The 18,023-nt window shown below is 33.4% G+C and carries 15 protein-coding genes; 9 read left to right on the top strand and 6 right to left on the bottom strand.

All coding sequences use genetic code 11. From position 1 onward, the window contains the following. Positions 1-84 precede the first annotated feature (84 nt). Positions 85-1,284, bottom strand: coding sequence for a class I SAM-dependent methyltransferase (locus tag BN4220_RS02630; protein WP_066713202.1), 1,200 nt, complete (start codon positions 1,282-1,284; stop codon positions 85-87). A 332-nt stretch (positions 1,285-1,616) separates the two neighbouring features. Here BN4220_RS02630 and BN4220_RS02635 point away from each other — a divergent pair, with 332 nt between their 5' ends. Then, positions 1,617-3,035: a hypothetical protein gene (locus BN4220_RS02635; protein WP_066713205.1), complete on the top strand. Its 1,419-nt coding sequence runs from the start codon at positions 1,617-1,619 to the stop codon at positions 3,033-3,035. Between the two features lie 106 nt (positions 3,036-3,141). On the opposite strand, the gene BN4220_RS02640 is transcribed toward BN4220_RS02635, so the two are convergent. Continuing rightward, positions 3,142-3,903 (bottom strand): sensor histidine kinase, encoded by a 762-nt coding sequence (locus tag BN4220_RS02640; RefSeq protein ID WP_066713207.1) that lies wholly within the window; start codon positions 3,901-3,903, stop codon positions 3,142-3,144. Between the two features lie 152 nt (positions 3,904-4,055). Here BN4220_RS02640 and BN4220_RS02645 point away from each other — a divergent pair, with 152 nt between their 5' ends. Further along, a complete protein-coding gene (locus tag BN4220_RS02645) occupies positions 4,056-4,472 on the top strand; it encodes an HIT family protein (RefSeq protein WP_066713209.1) in 417 nt (138 codons plus the stop codon). A gap of 165 nt (positions 4,473-4,637) precedes the next feature. Here BN4220_RS02645 and BN4220_RS02650 read toward each other — a convergent pair whose 3' ends face one another. Both BN4220_RS02650 and BN4220_RS02655 read right to left on the bottom strand, forming a co-directional pair. Continuing rightward, positions 4,638-5,720 carry an undecaprenyldiphospho-muramoylpentapeptide beta-N-acetylglucosaminyltransferase gene (locus tag BN4220_RS02650; RefSeq protein WP_066713211.1) on the bottom strand — a complete coding sequence of 361 codons (1,083 nt, stop codon included), beginning with the start codon at positions 5,718-5,720 and terminating at the stop codon, positions 4,638-4,640. A 95-nt stretch (positions 5,721-5,815) separates the two neighbouring features. Further along, on the bottom strand, positions 5,816-6,064 hold the full coding sequence (locus BN4220_RS02655; RefSeq protein WP_066713215.1) for a TIGR03905 family TSCPD domain-containing protein: 249 nt from the start codon (positions 6,062-6,064) through the stop codon (positions 5,816-5,818). Between the two features lie 248 nt (positions 6,065-6,312). On the opposite strand from BN4220_RS02655, the gene BN4220_RS02660 reads away from it, so the two are divergent. The 3 genes from BN4220_RS02660 to BN4220_RS02670 all read left to right on the top strand — a co-directional run bounded on the left by BN4220_RS02660 (position 6,313) and on the right by BN4220_RS02670 (position 8,776). Beyond that, entirely contained in the window at positions 6,313-7,005 is a 693-nt protein-coding gene (locus tag BN4220_RS02660) for a 5'-methylthioadenosine/adenosylhomocysteine nucleosidase (RefSeq protein WP_066713218.1), read from the top strand. Between the two features lie 15 nt (positions 7,006-7,020). Continuing rightward, positions 7,021-7,530: a transcription repressor NadR gene (locus BN4220_RS02665; RefSeq protein ID WP_066713221.1), complete on the top strand. Its 510-nt coding sequence runs from the start codon at positions 7,021-7,023 to the stop codon at positions 7,528-7,530. Between the two features lie 178 nt (positions 7,531-7,708). Continuing rightward, complete coding sequence (locus BN4220_RS02670) at positions 7,709-8,776, top strand: PTS transporter subunit IIC (RefSeq protein ID WP_066713225.1); 1,068 nt, start codon at positions 7,709-7,711, stop codon at positions 8,774-8,776. A gap of 237 nt (positions 8,777-9,013) precedes the next feature. Here BN4220_RS02670 and yfcE read toward each other — a convergent pair whose 3' ends face one another. Both yfcE and BN4220_RS02680 read right to left on the bottom strand, forming a co-directional pair. Then, positions 9,014-9,559, bottom strand: a complete 546-nt coding sequence (yfcE, locus tag BN4220_RS02675; protein WP_066713228.1) for a phosphodiesterase — start codon at positions 9,557-9,559, stop codon at positions 9,014-9,016. A 108-nt stretch (positions 9,560-9,667) separates the two neighbouring features. Then, positions 9,668-12,196, bottom strand: a complete 2,529-nt coding sequence (locus BN4220_RS02680) for an immunoglobulin-like domain-containing protein (RefSeq protein ID WP_066713230.1) — start codon at positions 12,194-12,196, stop codon at positions 9,668-9,670. A gap of 417 nt (positions 12,197-12,613) precedes the next feature. Here BN4220_RS02680 and BN4220_RS02685 point away from each other — a divergent pair, with 417 nt between their 5' ends. The 4 genes from BN4220_RS02685 to BN4220_RS02700 all read left to right on the top strand — a co-directional run bounded on the left by BN4220_RS02685 (position 12,614) and on the right by BN4220_RS02700 (position 17,909). After that, a complete protein-coding gene (locus BN4220_RS02685; protein WP_066713233.1) occupies positions 12,614-13,288 on the top strand; it encodes a response regulator transcription factor in 675 nt (224 codons plus the stop codon). A gap of 18 nt (positions 13,289-13,306) precedes the next feature. Next, complete coding sequence (locus tag BN4220_RS02690; RefSeq protein ID WP_066713235.1) at positions 13,307-14,314, top strand: sensor histidine kinase; 1,008 nt, start codon at positions 13,307-13,309, stop codon at positions 14,312-14,314. Between the two features lie 164 nt (positions 14,315-14,478). Continuing rightward, on the top strand, positions 14,479-15,162 hold the full coding sequence (locus BN4220_RS02695) for an ABC transporter ATP-binding protein (RefSeq protein WP_066713994.1): 684 nt from the start codon (positions 14,479-14,481) through the stop codon (positions 15,160-15,162). Beyond that, positions 15,159-17,909 (top strand): ABC transporter permease, encoded by a 2,751-nt coding sequence (locus tag BN4220_RS02700; RefSeq protein ID WP_066713237.1) that lies wholly within the window; start codon positions 15,159-15,161, stop codon positions 17,907-17,909. The genes BN4220_RS02695 and BN4220_RS02700 overlap by 4 nt, the downstream gene beginning before the upstream one ends. Positions 17,910-18,023 lie beyond the last annotated feature (114 nt).

The following is an 18,023-nucleotide window of genomic DNA, read 5'->3' on the forward strand; positions in this document are numbered from 1 at the left end:
TATTGCAAAAGCGCTTTTACACGTCCTTTGCCTTTGCACACTCTATGCTTAATGTCGGTTGAAATGCTTTTTTCAGCCGCTCCTCTATAAATTTTGAGATTGAGTTAATTGATATAGCGTAGGATTTACATTCAGAAAATCTATTGTTTTTTGATATTCCATAAGCTTTTTACTTTTCACACGTTCGGAGATCTCCGTCTTACTTTTTACTGCACGAATCAATATATTCTTTGGTGTGTGTTCCATATCTATAAACTCCATAACTTGCACTTTATAGCCAAGTGTTTCTAGTAAGTTTGCTCGAAGGGCATCCGTAAAAAGAGCTGCCATACGCTCCTTAATTAAGCCATGTTGCAATATGCTTCCAATTTCCTCACATGAAATCTGCTTGTTCAATTCATGTTGGCAGCAAGGAACCGATAATATAACCTTAGCTCCCCAAATCGTTGCCTTATACATAGCATAATCCGTTGCCGTATCGCAGGCATGAAGTGTCACTACCATATCTACTTGATTGGTTCCCTCATAAGATGCAATATCACCCTTTAAAAATTGCATTTTATCGTAACCATAACGTTCTTTTAACTCGTTACATTTGGCTATTACATCTTCTTTTAAGTCTAAACCAGTTATCTTCACATTATACCCTTGCAATTCCTTTAAATAATAATACATTGCAAATGTTAAATATGATTTTCCACAGCCAAAATCAATAATGGAAATTTCCTTATCTTTATCTAGATTAGGAAGTATATCTTCTATAAACTCTAAAAAGCGATTGATTTGTTTGTATTTATCATACTTTGATTTAACGATTTTTCCCTCTGAGGTCATAATTCCTAAATCAATTAAAAAAGGTACACCTACGCCTTCCTTAAGGATGTACTGTTTCACTCTATTATGGGAAGCAATTCCTACTGGTTTTAATGGATCCCACTCAATACTATCTTCTTTTTGGGTTTTATTCTTTATCTTAATCGTTGCCTTACCCTTTTTACTTACTAAAATAGTAACGCTAGCATCTTTTGCACTTATTTGTGCTTGTTTAAATAATCCTGTAAACCATTCCTCTAATTTCTCTAAAACTTCGGTTCTCGTTACATTTTGATGTAACACCTTCTGGCCACAATACTCCGTTATTTGAAATAAAACATCTCCTTTAATTAAAACTGGTCGTATTTTAACTTTTTTTATACGATCAGGGTCTGTTGAATTACTTAAAATAACTTGTTCCAATTTTTCATTTATATATTGTTCAAAAGCCTTAACTATATTTGAATCCATAAGGGCTCCTATCTTTCTATCTCATACTTTTAAAGTTAATTTGTCTATTTTTCATTGTACCCGTTTTTCCCATAAACTTCAATTAAGATTTAATTAACATTTCAGTAATTTATTGAGATTTCTTAATTTCTAAATTCAATTTTCTTAATTTCTAAATTGAGATTTCTTAATCTCTAGATTTAGTTTTCCATAATGCATTAGATTATCGATTTTTACTTCTACGTTTCATTTTTTCTATCATTTTATAATTATTAGATTGAAACAATATTTGATTATTAACATATTCTTTTTTCATACATATATTAATTATGAACAATTACCTAGGAGTCCCTATGGATCCATTCATATTTCAACGTCATAGAATGATGGACTATGATACAAAACTCTGTCAGACATACAGTTTTGATGAAAAATGTATGCCCGATTATACTGTAGCTCCAAATTATTCGGGCTCTCTTATTCACACAACCCAGGATTCTAATTCCGATTTTAACGATAATGAAAATTACGATATTGATTTTTTAACAAGAGAACGTACAAGAGAAGTTGCACTCCCAAGCGGTAATACCAGCACAATGCCTAATACGACTATGCAACCAGGTTCTTCATCAACTCCTGGTACTAATGTCCGTACTGGTTCTAACATGATGAATGGCACCATTGCTCCTAGACCTTCCTCGACACAAGGTAGTACCACGATGACTGGTCCTACTATGGTACCTCCAAGTCCTATGCCTAGGCCAAGTACTATGCCCCCTCCTTCTACTGGTCCTACTATGGTGCCTCAGACTACTATGCCTAGACCTGGGATGATGACTCCTCCTTCCTCTGGGCCTACTACGATGCCTCAACCTTATATGCCTAGACCTGGTATGATGGCTCCTCCTTTTACTTCTAGGCCTGCTACGATGCCTCAACCTTCCATGCCTAGACCTGGTATGATGGCTCCTCCTTCCTCTGGGCCTGCTACGATGCCTCAACTTTCTATGCCTAGACCTGAGATGATGACTCCTCCTACTACTTCTGGGCCTGCTACGATGCCTCAGCTTTCTATGCCTAGACCTGGGATGATGACTCCTCCTTCCTCTGGGCCTAATATGATGCCTCAACCTTCCATGCCTAGACCACGTATGATGGCTTCTCCTACTACTTCTGGGCCTAATATGATGCCTCAACCTTCTATACCTAGACCACGTATGATGACTTCTCCTACTACTGAAACTAGAATGCCATCTCTAAATAATCAACCGTACATGGAAGATAATCTGTCAGATATGAATAATATGCGAAATGTAACTCCACCTAGTACAATGCCTCGTTCTCGCCAAGATAATCAAACTATTACATCAATTCCCCCAAGTCCATTAAGAAATTTTATGTCACTTGAGGAATGTGAGCTTGCATATGATAAAGACTTAGAATATATTAAGCAAATGTATTCATCCATCTTAAAAGTATTGCTTGCTGAAATTCAAAAAGAATTTGACTTAGTAGACTATGAAGACAGTTTTATATTTGATGAATATCCGGATAAAGATACTCTATTAAGAATGGCTGATGTAATATTAGAACGCGCTGAAAATATGAATTTAGAGCAGGGTGATCTTGAAACAACGCAATTCCGTTCCGGTGATAAAAGACGACGCAATCCTTTCTTACGTCATTTAGTAGAAAATCTTGTCTTTCAAGAATTACTTCACAGAAGAAGGCACAAAAGGAGAAGAAAAGACAGACGCAGATTCAGACATTAATGATTCTTAAATTAAAAGGGGCTACTTAAAAATATTTTATTATCTACATGCATTATTAAAACGCAAATCATAGATAAATAGAATAAAATTAAGTCACCCCTTATTTTTATACGACCAACGGTAATTCAAACAAAAATGATGTTGCTTGACTAGTCGAATTTACCTGTATATCTCCCCCATGTCTGAGAATTATGCTTTTAACAATTGCTAAACCTAGGCCCGTACCACTTTCTTTCGTTGTATAATACGGTTCAAAGATTGAAGCCAAATTCTCTTCGTCGATGGGTGTCCCTGTATCACTAATACATATTACAATTAAATTCTGATCACCATCATTTTCCTTTTCACCTAAATTCATCGACACTGTTATTGTATCTCCATATTCACAAGCTTCCATAGCATTTTTAATTAAATTTACCAAAGCTTGTTTTAACCGTAAATGATCAAATATGTATTCCTTTGTATATTCAAGTGTTTCTTCGTTAATACTCTCTTTTAGCAAAATTCCTCGGTTAAGGCATTCACTCTGAAAACTAGCAACTGTATTTGAAATTAGTTTTGCTAGGTCGCCCTTTTGCATAATCATATCTTTTGATTCATTGTAGCCAGATAATTCAACTAACAATTGGTTTGTAGTTTCTAAATCCTGGGTTATTTGGTTCCAATATTTAAATTGTGCAACTTCTGGGTGCTGTTTTTCCATCAACTGCAGTGAACTCCCTATCAACGTTAGCATATTTCGAAGTTCATGTGACGTTTTCGACAGCAAGTATTTGTTTTCTTCGGTTATCTGCCTAACAACATACGAGAATTCATCATTTTGTTGCATAAGTTGTGCCATTTTTTCATAATCTTCTGCTGTTAACACGAAATCCCCCCTTTCATGTACAAATTCTAGCAAATTTTTACTTATTTCACAAGAAAAAAAGATTGACAGATACTGACAAAATGCAAGCAAATAACGCTTTTCTTTCACACAAATGTGTAATATAATAATAAAAGAAAGTATGGAGGTGGCATATGAACGAAAATAATTGCGTATTTTGTAAAATAATATCGGGAGAATTTTCTTCAACTACTGTGTATGAAGACGAGAATTTTAAGGCGATTTTTGATATTTCTCCTGCAAGTAAGGGACATACTTTAGTATTAGCGAAGAATCATGTCGAAAATATATTTGAAATGGATGAAGTAATTGCAACAAATGCGCTTATCGTAATTAAAAAAATAGCAACTGCAATTAAGGAAGTTCTTAATTGTGACGGTATAAACATTGTTCAAAATAATGGTGAAGCTGCCGGTCAAAGCGTAAATCATCTACATTTTCATATCATCCCTAGATACACAGATGATCATGTAATGACTCCTTGGAAAAATGGATCTTATGAAGATGGCGAAGCTGCTAGCTTAGCAAATCAAATAAAGGCAAATTTGTAGTTTTAATGCCAAGAATCTAATTTTAAGTTAATGAAAATTTGTACGTATGTATATCTGCTCGTATATACAAATCCATTAAAAAAAGTTCTGTTGAAATAGATTATACACTTGTGTTTCCAAATAGTAATGATATACACACCTCTGGAAACACAAGAAAATACACCTCTATTTCGTAACAGAACCTTTTTTTTCAACTTCTTTAAAAAGATTTATGATCGTTTCAATTGCATCATTCTGGTTGCTTTCTTTCATCTTATTGATATAAAGATTACGATCTTCATAAACTTTATTCACAGCAGCAAGTAATGTCTCATTTGAAACTACTTCTTCTTTTATGACATAGCTAAATCCTTGTCTTTCAAAAGATTCAGCATTTAATATCTGATCTCCTCTACTTGCATTCGCTGATAATGGAATTAAGATATTTGGTTTTCTTAATGCCAATAGCTCACAGATTGCATTTGCTCCTGCTCTTGAAATTACAAGATCAGCTGCTGCAAATAAGTTACTTAACTCTGCACTAATATATTCATATTGAACATAGCCTTTTAAATTCTCATAATTAGGGTCTAGCTTACCTTTACCACATAAATGTATAATTTGAAAACGTTTTAATAATGTTGGTAAGAGATTTCTTACTGCTTCATTCACCTTTAAGGCACCTGTACTGCCACCGACTACTAGAATCACAGGCATATTCGCAGAAAAACCACAGAATTCTAAGCCTTTGATACGATTCCCAGCAAACAATTCTTTTCGAATTGGCGTTCCAGTTAGCACTGCTTTCCCCTCTGGTAAGTAATTAATTGTTTCAGGGAAATTCGCACAAACTTTAGTTGCAAACGGGATACATATTTTATTTGCTAGCCCAGGAGTTATATCTGACTCGTGTATTACTACCGGAATGTTTCTTTTCTTAGCTGCAAGTACAACAGGTACTGCAACAAAACCACCTTTTGAAAAAACTATATTAGGATTTAATTTTTTTATAATTTTCTTAGCTTCAAAATATCCTTTTAGAACTCGAAAGGGATCTGTTAAATTCTTTAAGTCTAAATATCTTCTTAATTTACCAGATGATATACCGTAATATGGTATTCCTAATTTTTCAATCAATTCTTTTTCAATACCATTATAAGAGCCAATATATCTTATATCATACCCCTCATCTTTTAATCTGGAAATCAGCGCAATATTAGGAGTTACATGCCCAGCCGTTCCACCGCCTGTTAAAACGATTCGTTTCATCGTAAAAAACCTCTCTTCAATTTGGCTAATTATATTTTACTATCAACTATTTTACCCCGAATACATTATAGAATAAATCTATGTAGTTCTATAGATTATTGTAAGCCACGTAAAGCATGTGCTAATTGGTCTGGACATGAAGTATTCTTAACTCCACATTTAACACCTTCAAGACGATTAATAACTTCATCTACTGGCATTCCTTCAACTAATTTTGAAATACCACCTGTATTACCACTACAACCACCAACGAAATCTACTGATTTTATAATCTTATTTCCGTTCACTTCTTCAACTTCAATGTTAATTTCCCGTGCACAAACGCCATTTGTCTTATATTTCATAAACTACTCCTTTTTTAAAAAATTATACCTATTCTAATATATTCTTAAGTAAGAAATAAATAATTTTTTTTATTATTTAAACTACTCTTTTGCTACACTTATTATTTTTGTCCAGTTAACATAACTTCTATTCTAACGCATTGTAAAGGTTTTTGCAATTTATTTTTATTTAGGGTATAATATCCACCATAGACAGATTACAATAATTTTACGTGAATATATAATAGAAATAAGAAAGAGGTTTAAATATGATAGGAATAATTGGTGCAATGGAAGAAGAAGTAACAAAATTAAAGGAGCTTATGACAGATGTCAGTGTAATTAAAAAAGCTTCAATGGACTTTTACAAGGGTGTATATAATGGAAAAGAGTTAGTAATTGTACGCTCCGGAATTGGCAAAGTAAATGCCGGTATTTGCACTCAGATTCTTATTGACCTATTTGATGTATCTTTAGTTATAAATACAGGAATCGCTGGCTCTTTAGATGCGAACATTAATATCGGTGATATTGTAATATCTACAGATACCATCCAACATGATGTGGATGCTGTTGCATTTGGCTACGATCTTGGTGTAATTCCAAGAATGGAGACTTCCGTATTTCCTGCGGATGCGCGCCTTCTTGAACTTGCAACACGCATTTGTAAAGAAGTAAATAAGGACATTTCTGTTATCAACGGACGTATTGTTAGTGGAGATCAATTTATTGCAGATAAAGGCAAAAAAGATTGGTTAACCAGCCAATTTCATGGCATCTGTACTGAAATGGAAGGTGCTGCTATTGCACAGGCTGCATACCTAAATAATATTCCATTTTTGATTATTCGAGCAATCTCAGATAAAGCGGATGATAGTGCACATATGGACTATCCTACTTTTGAAGCTCAAGCAATCGAGCATACTGTTAGATTAATGACTGCATTAATCTCAGAAATCTAAAAGGAGTTGTTAAATATGGAGGGACAAGAACGTAGAGAAAAGATTTTGGAACTATTAACCTCAAGTATGATTCCCATCTCTGGAAGTGACCTTGCTAAAAGACTTGGAGTTAGTCGCCAAGTCATTGTTCAAGATATCGCATTGCTAAGAGCTGTAAACAAAAATATATTATCAACCACGAAAGGTTATATGCTCTATCATAGAGAAAACCAAAAGGTAAATCGCTGCTTTTCGGTACTCCATACTACTGATCAAATTGAGGATGAGCTTTGCACTATTGTAGATAATGGAGGAAAAGTTCTAGATGTCATTGTTAGTCACGAAATTTATGGAACAATTTCTGTTGATTTAATCATTGCTACAAGACAAGATGTTTATGACTTTGTGGAAAAGGTAAACGCAAAAAAAACCGTTCCATTAAAAGAGCTTACATGTAATCGCCATTTACACACTGTGGAAGCAGATAACGAGCAAATTCTTGATCGCATTGAAACTGCTCTTAAAGAAAAAGGATATATTAAATAAGAAAAGGCATTCAGATAAAGAAGTAAATTATGTTTATGATACGTAGATACGTAGAATTAAACATTGAAACTTATCTTCTTTACTGAATGCTTTTTTATATTGACTTTTAAACTCCCATGTGATATTTTTAGGTGACAAGACAGCAGTAAATACACATAGAGTCTAAAGGGGGATTTCCATGGAAAGATTGAAAGGGATACTGAATCGAATTTTTATTGATGGTTTAAGTGGTATGGCACTTGGGTTATTTGCCACATTAATCATAGGAACCATTATACAACAAATAGGTAACTTACTGGGTGGTCCAATTGGGGATATGTTATTTTTGCTTGGTAAAATTGCAGCTTGCCTTACAGGTGCTGGAATAGGTTGTGGTGTTGCGTATAAGTTTAAAGAAAGCCCTCTTGTAGTGATCTCCGCTGCATCCGCTGGCATGGTAGGGGCCTTTGCAAGTCAAATTCTAAAGGGAACTATTTTACTTGATTCAAGTACGATACAATTAACAGGACCTGGGGAACCATTAGGAGCTTTTGTTGCCGCTTATATTGCTATAGCTCTTGGTCACTTTGTTTCTGGTAAAACAAAAGTTGATATAATTATTACTCCAATGGTATCCATTCTATCTGGTTCTGTTGCAGGTTTATTCGTCGGGCCTCCAATTTCTACATTTATGGCAAGTATCGGTGAACTTATTAATTGGGCAACTTATCGCCAACCAATTTTAATGGGCATCATTATAAGTGTTATTATGGGAATGGTACTAACTTTACCAATTAGCTCTGCTGCCCTAGGGGTTGCTTTAAAACTCTCTGGTATTGCTGCTGGTGCCGCTGCTGTTGGTTGTTGTGCTAATATGATAGGATTCGCTGTCGCTAGTTACCGCGAGAATAAGTTTGGTGGTTTGATTGCTCAAGGCATTGGAACAAGTATGCTACAAGTACCTAACATTGTTAAAAAGCCAATCATCTGGCTTCCTGCCATTATAACAAGTGCCATCTTAGGTCCAATATCAACGCAAGTGCTTCATATGACAAACAATCCTACAGGTTCTGGCATGGGAACAGCAGGACTCGTTGGTCAAATCATGGCATTTGAAACAATGGCTCCTGACATTGGTATTACAATGGCCTTACTACAAATTGCACTCATGCATTTTATCTTACCAGGTATCATAGCATTTCTTATTTCTGAATTTATGAGAAAAAAAGGAATGATTAAATTTGGTGACATGAAGTTGGATATTTAAATTAGATATAAAGGTTTATGAATAGATCTAATAGGATATCGTTTTATGAATACATGCAATAAAATCTCGGTATATAAATACATGTAATAAGAAATATGTATATAAATAGAAAGGCTATCGTAATATAGAAGTTATTATTTGTTATCTGTAACACTACTCACATTTATAACAAATAATGAAAATACCTCTATTTTACGATAGCCTATTTTAACAGCTGAGACTTAAAGTCCCTTCTACCTATGATAAAACTAATTCTGATATTTCTACACCATCTAGTGATTTTATAATAACTTTCCCATTTTCATAAATCATATAACTATTCTGATTCCCTTCCTTAGGAATGGAAACAGATCCTGGATTAAGGTAAGTATAGTTATCTGTCACCTTTAACGCTTGCACATGTGTATGCCCATGTAATAGAATATCACCTTTTTTCATTGGTGGTAAATTTCCCTCATTGAATATATGACCATGAGTTGCAAAAAAGGTATGCCCATCCAAGTATAGGATCATTGAATCTGACATTACTGGAAATTCAAGTACCATCTGATCGACCTCTGCCTCACAATTTCCACGCACACACCAAAGTTCGTCTTTCATCTCATTTAACATTTGAATCACTTCTTTTGGTGCATAACCTTTTGGTAAATCGTTTCTAGGCCCGTGATATAAAAGATCTCCTAATAATAGCAAACGATCTGCTTTTTCCTCTTTATAACACTCAATTAACTGTTTTAAATAAAAAGCTGATCCATGGATATCAGATGCAATCATTAATTTCATAGAATACCTCTTTTCTGTAAATAATTCGTATAAAAGTTTAGTTCACTTTGCTTTATTGTACCTAATTCTTGAGTCTACATCAAGCAATGATATTCTATTATTTACAGATTAGTCATGTTTCTTTCCCCAATTATTTTTGTACTGAGCTTTTACTGTAAGAACAATATTTCTAGTCAATGTTTCATTTCCATAAGTCACCGTAGCTACTAATGTTACCTTAGCATCTTTGTATTTTGGTCGTTTAACCACTCCAGTGTTTGAAATTATACTTTTATTCTTAGAAACCCAAGTAATTATCGAACCATTCTTCCCTACTCTTGGTAAGGTGATGTTCTTTGTAACCTTTTTCCACGAATCACCTTTTGCATAGGTTATCTTAATTCCCTTTAAATCCATCAAGGCATTCTTATTTTGTGAGGTTACCTTTAAAGTCATCGTTGCGATAGGAGTTTTATCCTCCATATAAGAATCATCGGTAATCCATACCTTTATTTGATAGGTTCCAGCTGCTAATCTTAAGTTCCAGTCCGATGTGTCTATTGTAAAATTATTTAGATTATAGCTCGTAGAATATGGCCACGCAGCATTAACATACCACGGATATCCTTCAATCGATACGCGAAGGCTTGTTATCTTGCTACTTGACTGAACTACCCCACTAAGATTGACCTTTTCACCCTCAAGTACTTCATAATAATCTTTATTTCCAGTGATATAAGTTTTTTTACCTGCTATAACATTTAGTTGAAATACTTTAACTTTTGAGTTATTTCCATAAGTAAGCGTCGCCATTAATGTAACACTTGTATTTTCAGTAGGACGATACACTACACCAGTTCCATTATTAATCTTTATTACTTGGGTATTTCCTGAAATCCAAGTAATACTTGATCCGCCCTCACCTCTTGTCGGCAAGGTCAATTGACCTGTTACATAATTGGAACTATCCCCACTTGAGTATCCAATACTTAATTTGTTATAATCCTGATCTAATACCTGTGTATCATTGGCTCTGATAGTCAAACTAGCTTCATAAATCAATGTGCTTACTTTAGAATCACTAGATGTCGTTGCATAAATCCTAATTTTATAGTCACCAGCTTTTAAGCTCGCGGTATTTAAACCAAGCCTTCTTAAATCATAACTACTACTATCTGGATTTGCTTCAAGACGGATTCCTTCATTTGTTAATGTTCCATTTACTTCTTTTGAAATCATTAACTTAACATTGATAAGTTTCGATTGTGCAGAAACTGTTCCTGCCAATGTAAGCTTACTATTCGCTAATATAGAATAAGCAGAATCAAGACCTGTTACTTTTGGTATTGCCTCATTGTTTGAAATAATCCAAAATGGTCCGCTTTCATTATATACTGCCTTACTCTCATTAATAATTGTCTTAATATCATATCCTTCTGATTTCTTAGTCCGAGTTCTTTGGGTATTATCTGCTGGATCAGCAATTAAAATCTTGCCTGAATCCGTAATCCCTCGTAATACAATAAATTGATCCTTCGTTTGACCAAAGGTTGGATTATACACATTCGTAAGTAATACAACAACTAACTTTCCTTCTTTTAACGCTTGTGTAACCTTTTTTATTGTATTCTCATTATTATATATTGGATTTAGCGACTCCACAGAGAGGCTATGTGAATTTGCAGCTACCTGTATTAAAGAGCTATTTGAATAATTTGTATCAATATAATTGTTTTTATTCGCCCAATTTGCCATATAGATTGGATCAAATACCTGATCCTTAAAGCTTGATATTACCATTGCCATTGAGGTTAATGCACTACCGTCTTCGCCTAACGTTGTATATCCATACGCATAATCTTTGTAGGTACTATCCAGTTGATTATAATAATAAAGGTTCCTTTGTGCCCCTTTAAGCAACTCATATTTAGCTTCTACCTTTGGCGCAATATAAATATTTGCAGTTGCAATTTCCTGTTCTTCTCTATACGTATCTGTTTTTGCATAAAGTCTTATTGTATAGGTGTTCCCTGCTATTAGTCTTGAATCGGAAGTATTTAATGTTATAGAATTTAAGTTATAATAAGTACTCTTTGGATTCACTGTTACCTTGGAGCTACTAAAGTTATAATCAGAGATATCTGCAACAATTGATGTGATTTCAGAATTTGCTTTTACATATCCCTCAAGTTTAAAACTCTGTCCTTTTATAACTTCATAGTATGCCCCCATAGATACCTCAGGAATATCTACTTCCTTTTTTAAAACTACTAGATCAAATACCTTTTGTTCGGATTTTCCTGACCTAGTTAAAGTAGCTGTTAAGGTAATATACTTATCTTCAACGATAGGTCTTGTTACTACACCTGTTTTCGAAATAATACTCGTATTATTCGAAGACCATGTAATTGTAGACCCTCTTTTTCCGCTGGTTGGTAAATAAATATTTTGAGTTACTGAATAATATGTGTCATTCCCATAAAACTGTATTTCTAAATCATACCAATCCTCTATTAATAAATCATCCGTGCTTTTGAAAACATTATCACTTAACTTTTGTATTTCGCTTGCCTTCACAGTATTTGGTAGCATCGTCAGAGTAAGTAGCATAATTACACATAAAACATTACATAAAACTTTTCTAATCTTAGAATTCATAATATCCCCTTTCTTATATTTCCATGAAATGTAACTTACTGTAATTATATCATACGAAAAATTTAAATCGTGTCTTTTGTAAGTTATTTCCATGTCAAATATAAGACATTTTTAACAAACATAACTCTTTTCTAAAAAATTTTACTTATGCTATAATGAAAACGGACTGAGGTATCTATTAACTCATTTGTGGATGTCGACTTAACTTGTAGACAACTGGATACACTTTAAACAAATTATAAAATTGTATTTAAACAAAAGTTGTCTTTGGATAAAAGAAAATACTGAGAAAGGAACCATGCAATTCTAAATTCTTTTAACCAAGGAGATTATCTACTTATATATAACGAAAATATTATTCAACGAAACATGTATATAAACAATTATGCATGTTTACAAATTATGCATGGATTAACTATGAGCAAAATTCTTTTAGTAGAAGATGATACAAACATAATAAAAAATTTAACAGAATTTCTTTCCTCAGAGGGGTACACCGTTACCTCCGTTACTGGCCAAAAAGAAGCCCTCGATAAGATAGAAAATGAAAATTTCGACTTAGCTCTCTTAGATATTTCCCTTTCAAATGGTAATGGTTACGCGGTATGTTCAGGGATTAAGGCAAAAGGAAATACCCCAGTTATATTTGTAACTGCATCGGGTGATGAGTTTAGCGTTGTTACTGGTCTAGATATGGGTGCTGATGACTATATTAGTAAACCATTTCGTCCAAGAGAACTACTTTCTAGAATACGCAGTGTCCTTCGTAGAAGTGGTAAAGTACAATCTGTGATAGAAATTCATGGATTATCTGTAGACATGGTTAAAGGGACCGTATTAAAACACGGGAAAGAACTTTTTCTATCAGCCTTAGAATATCGTCTATTGCTTGTTTTTTTATCCAACCGTGGGGTTATTTTATCAAGAAACAAGTTGCTTGAAGAGATATGGGATATCGCAGGCGATTTTGTAAATGATAACACTTTAACCGTATACATCAAACGATTAAGAGAAAAAATCGAAGATGATCCACAGAATCCTAAGATCATTAAAACAATCCGTGGTCTAGGATATAGATTAGAAGAATCATAATATAGGAAGGTTGTTTTCATGAACTTTTTTCGTAACCCTGAAATTAAAAAGAGCTTGATTTTTTATGTTATCTTTATTTTAGCCACTACGATTGGAGGATTTTACTTTGAGATCTATGTTGGCTATTATATATTGGTCATTGGTTTAGTTTTTGCGATATGTCATTTTGTACTCACATACAAACGGTATCAAAAAATTGCAAAATTAAGTGCTCTACTTGATTCCATATTACATGGAAGTGAAAATGTAAGCTTTGACGATTTTAGTGAAGGTGAATTGTCAATCTTACAAAATGAACTTACAAAAATGACTGCAAAACTATGGGCTCAAAAAGATGAGCTTTTACGTGATAAACTGTATCTTACTGATTCTATTGCTGATATCTCTCACCAACTTAGAACTCCTTTGACATCGATCAATCTTATTTGTAATTTTTTATCTAAATCCGAACTAACAGATGAAAAAAGAAGACAATTATCAATGGACCTTAGCAAAATACTGAAACGAATCGAATGGCTCATCTCTTCATTATTAAAGCTTTCTAAAATTGATGCTGGCACAGTAAATTTTAAGCAAGAGGCAGTATATCTAAAAGAGTTGATTGAAAAATCCATAACTCCACTTATGATACCAATGGAATTAAAAGAACAACAATTTAATGTCCATATGACTGGAGATGAATCTTATATCGGGGATTTATCTTGGTCTATTGAAGCAATTAGTAATATACTAAAAAACTGTATGGAACATACGCCCGTTGGTGGAAAAATTGATGTGATTTGTGTTGAAAATAATATTTACACAGAAATTGTTATAAAAGATAATGGTAGTGGAATAGAAAAAGAAGATTTGCCTCACATATTTGAACGTTTTTATAAAGGGAAAGACTCAAGTGATCAAAGTGTTGGTATTGGTTTAGCACTTGCTAGAGTCATCATTGTGGAGCAAAACGGCACTGTAAAAGTTGAGAACAATTTAGATGGAGGAGCTAAATTTACAATCCGCTTCTATAAACAAATCATTTGACATGTAGAATCAACTTTAAAGCATTAGCCCTTGGCAATTATAAAAGTGACATTTTTGTAATTTTACAGTCACCAAGCTGTCATCTAGATGTTATAAAATTATTTTCGGAAGAAGAAAATAAAATTAATTGCATTTAGAGAGGATTCAAAATGAAAGAGGTAACTATGGAATTATTAAAAGTCGAAAATCTAACCAAAACCTATGGAACAGGAAATAATATAGTGCATGCGCTTGATAATGTTTCATTTTCAATACAAAAAGGAGAATTTGTAGCGATTATTGGTCCATCTGGCTCAGGAAAATCTACACTCCTTCATATCCTTGGTGGGGTAGATAAACCAACTTCAGGAAAAGTTTATATGGATGGGAAGGATGTCTATGCTCAAAATGATGAACAATTAGCAATCTTTCGTCGTAGAGAAGTTGGACTTATTTATCAATTTTATAACTTAATTCCTGTTATGAACGTTGTTGAAAATATAACCCTTCCGGTTCTAATGGACGGTAGAAAAGTCAATCAAGAACGTTTGAATGAATTATTATCTGTTTTAAATCTTCATGGAAGAGAAAATCACTTGCCAAATCAATTATCTGGCGGTCAACAGCAAAGAGTGTCTATTGGCCGTGCACTTATGAATGCACCTGGGGTTGTCCTTGCAGATGAACCAACGGGAAATCTTGATTCGAAGAACAGTCAGGAAATTATTGAATTATTAAAACTTTCCAATCAAAAATACAACCAAACCCTAATTGTGATTACACATGATGAAAACATCGCTTTACAAGCAGATCGTATCATTGCTATTGGTGATGGTAAGATAACAAGAGACGAGGTGATTCGTCGATGAATATCTTTAATAAGTACACACTCAAAATACTTAGAAAGAATAAAACAAGAACTTTAGTCACTATTATCGGTATCATATTATCGGCTTCCATGATTTGTGCGGTTACATCATTGGCTACAAGTTTGCAGTCATTTTTACTTAAAAGAGAAATCGCAAATGATGGTGATTGGCATGGCGCCGTATACAATATAAGTTCTAAAGAGCTTGCTAAGCTACAAGGGAATGATAAAATATTAAACTATTGCACACTTCAAAATATCGGTTATTCCATATTAGAAGAAGGTATCAATGATAGTAAGCCGTATTTAGCGGTATTGGGTATTGATTCATCCTTTGAAGAAATGATGCCTATTCATCTTATAAAAGGCAGACTACCTGAAAACAATACCGAAATTATATTACCAAAACATTTAGCAACCAATGGTGGTGTTAAATATCAGTTAGGTGATGTATTAGAACTCTCTCTTGGGGAACGACTATCAAATGGCGAAAAATTGTACCAAGACACTTCATATCTATCAGGAAAATATGGTTCTGAGGAATTAATTCCAACGATTACTCGTACGTATCAAGTGGTTGGATTTTATGAGCGACCATCTTTTGAAAGTTACACCGCTCCTGGCTATTCTGCCCTAACCTTAATCGATGAAACTGCTTCTGATATTTATTCATCATACATTAAAATGAACAATCCAAAAGATATTTACGAATTTATTAAGGAGAACTTTAAAGACAATTCTTCTTATAATTATGATGTATTACGCTTCATTGGTGCTTCCGATGAGACGAGTTATAATGGTGTTTTATATGGTCTATCTACAATTTTGATTGCTATTATAATGCTAGCTTCCATCTCATTAATTTATAATGCCTTCTCTATATCCATTAGTGAACGTATCAAACAATTTGGGTTGTTATCCTCCATTGGAGCAACCAAGCGCCAATTAATGAAAAGTGTTATGTTTGAAGCTTCCTTTTTAAGTATTATTGGTATTCCTTTAGGAATCTTAGCTGGACTTACTGGCATCGGTATAACTCTTAGTTTTACGAAAAATCTATTTGTAGATTTTTTAGTGGGTAATGCTAATGATCCTTCTGTTACTTTAAATTTAAAGGTGACTCCTTTATCCGTCCTAATCACTGCAATCATCGCTTTTATCACTATTTTAATATCTGCATATATACCTGCAAGGAAAGCAGTTCGAATATCAAATATTGAAGCAATTCGCCAGACACATGATATTACTATTAAATCTCGTAGTGTAAAAACTTCAAAACTTACTTATAAAGTATTTGGTTTTGAGGGAATGATTGCAAGTAAAAATTTCAAACGTAATCGAAGAAAATATCGTGCCACAGTTTTTTCTCTTTTTGTTAGCGTAGTTTTATTTATTACTGCAAGTAGCTACTGTGCTTACTTAAAAAAGAGTTCCAGTGCCATTGTAAACCCACCATCCTATGACATTACGTATTACTATGATACTGACGCAAACCAGGACAATTCAATTAGTGAAATATATAGTATTTTATCTTCTATAAATGGGGTTACAAAAAGTAGTTACTCCACAAATCGTTACAGTGACGTACGAATTAACGCTGAAAACCTTTCAAAAGAATATTTAGATTATTATAAGAAATTCTATGCAGAATATTATGATACTTTTAATGACCAAGAAATGAATACCAACGTAAGAGTTAGTTTTATAAATGATGATGACTATGCAAAGTACTTGGAAGAGAACGGATTTGACAAAGACAAATACATGAATAGTGAAAATCCTGTTGCTATTGCATGCGATTTTATAAAACGCTATAACGATGGTAAATACTATACGTATCATTTATTTAACAATTCAAATCCATCAATGGATTTATTGGAAATTAAAGAGATTGAAGGCTACTTTCTTAATGATATACAAAAAAATGATTCTGGCGAAACTATCTATAAATACCAAGAAGAAAATAATGAATATGATGTAGAAATTCGAGGTGAAGATATTTACTATACTCAAAAAGAACCAGATTCCCCAGTGGAAACTCTCGAATTTACAGAAGACGAAGTCCTTAAACGTATTCCTCTGACCGTAGGAGAAGTAACCGATGTAGTTCCTTTAAACCTTGAAAAATATAAGGGTGATTTAATTATCATGTATCCTTATAGTGCAATTCCTAGTATCCTTGGTAGTGATTATGAAGTTGAATCTGCAGAACTTTATTTTAAAACAACCGATCATAAATTAGTTTATGATTCTATGTATAAAGATCTGGATGAGCGTGGTATCTCAACATCTCAATTATTCGACGTGGCTGCAAGTGCTGATACTGACCGTGCAATGTTAATCATTATAAATGTATTTTCCTATGGATTTATTACTTTAATTTCACTAATTTCTGCTGCCAATGTATTTAATACAATCTCCACCAATATAAGCTTACGACGTAGAGAATTTGCAATGCTAAAATCCATTGGTATGACACAAAAAGGATTTCATAAAATGATGAATTATGAATGTATTTTATACGGTTTCAAAGGCCTCTTATATGGTCTACCTGTATCTATTTTAATCACATACTTCATTTATCGAAGCGTACTAAACGGCTGGGAAACTACATTCTTTATACCAACCCATAGTATCTTAATCGCAATTGTAAGTGTATTTATTGTTGTATTTTCAACGATGCTCTATACTATGAGTCAAATAAAAAAAGATAATACAATTGATGCCTTAAAAAATGAAAATATATAAAATTTGATTCGTATTAAAGATAAAGGGATAAAAATCTTATTGATACAGACTAGTATTAAATATAAAAGTTCTAAAATTATATGATATCCTCTGTATTTGATATCGTAAATCTAA

The organism is Clostridium sp. Marseille-P299, assembly GCF_900078195.1.
Classification (GTDB): Bacteria; Bacillota; Clostridia; order Lachnospirales; family Lachnospiraceae; genus Lachnoclostridium.

Coding starts and splice junctions, on each gene's coding strand:
- BN4220_RS02630 (WP_066713202.1), bottom strand. CDS start 1,284: ATGGATTCAAATATAGTTAAGGCTTTTGAACAATATATAAATGAAAAA.
- BN4220_RS02635 (WP_066713205.1), top strand. CDS start 1,617: ATGGATCCATTCATATTTCAACGTCATAGAATGATGGACTATGATACA.
- BN4220_RS02645 (WP_066713209.1), top strand. CDS start 4,056: ATGAACGAAAATAATTGCGTATTTTGTAAAATAATATCGGGAGAATTT.
- BN4220_RS02650 (WP_066713211.1), bottom strand. CDS start 5,720: ATGAAACGAATCGTTTTAACAGGCGGTGGAACGGCTGGGCATGTAACT.
- BN4220_RS02655 (WP_066713215.1), bottom strand. CDS start 6,064: ATGAAATATAAGACAAATGGCGTTTGTGCACGGGAAATTAACATTGAA.
- BN4220_RS02660 (WP_066713218.1), top strand. CDS start 6,313: ATGATAGGAATAATTGGTGCAATGGAAGAAGAAGTAACAAAATTAAAG.
- BN4220_RS02665 (WP_066713221.1), top strand. CDS start 7,021: ATGGAGGGACAAGAACGTAGAGAAAAGATTTTGGAACTATTAACCTCA.
- BN4220_RS02670 (WP_066713225.1), top strand. CDS start 7,709: ATGGAAAGATTGAAAGGGATACTGAATCGAATTTTTATTGATGGTTTA.
- yfcE (WP_066713228.1), bottom strand. CDS start 9,559: ATGAAATTAATGATTGCATCTGATATCCATGGATCAGCTTTTTATTTA.
- BN4220_RS02680 (WP_066713230.1), bottom strand. CDS start 12,196: ATGAATTCTAAGATTAGAAAAGTTTTATGTAATGTTTTATGTGTAATT.
- BN4220_RS02685 (WP_066713233.1), top strand. CDS start 12,614: ATGAGCAAAATTCTTTTAGTAGAAGATGATACAAACATAATAAAAAAT.
- BN4220_RS02690 (WP_066713235.1), top strand. CDS start 13,307: ATGAACTTTTTTCGTAACCCTGAAATTAAAAAGAGCTTGATTTTTTAT.
- BN4220_RS02695 (WP_066713994.1), top strand. CDS start 14,479: ATGGAATTATTAAAAGTCGAAAATCTAACCAAAACCTATGGAACAGGA.
- BN4220_RS02700 (WP_066713237.1), top strand. CDS start 15,159: ATGAATATCTTTAATAAGTACACACTCAAAATACTTAGAAAGAATAAA.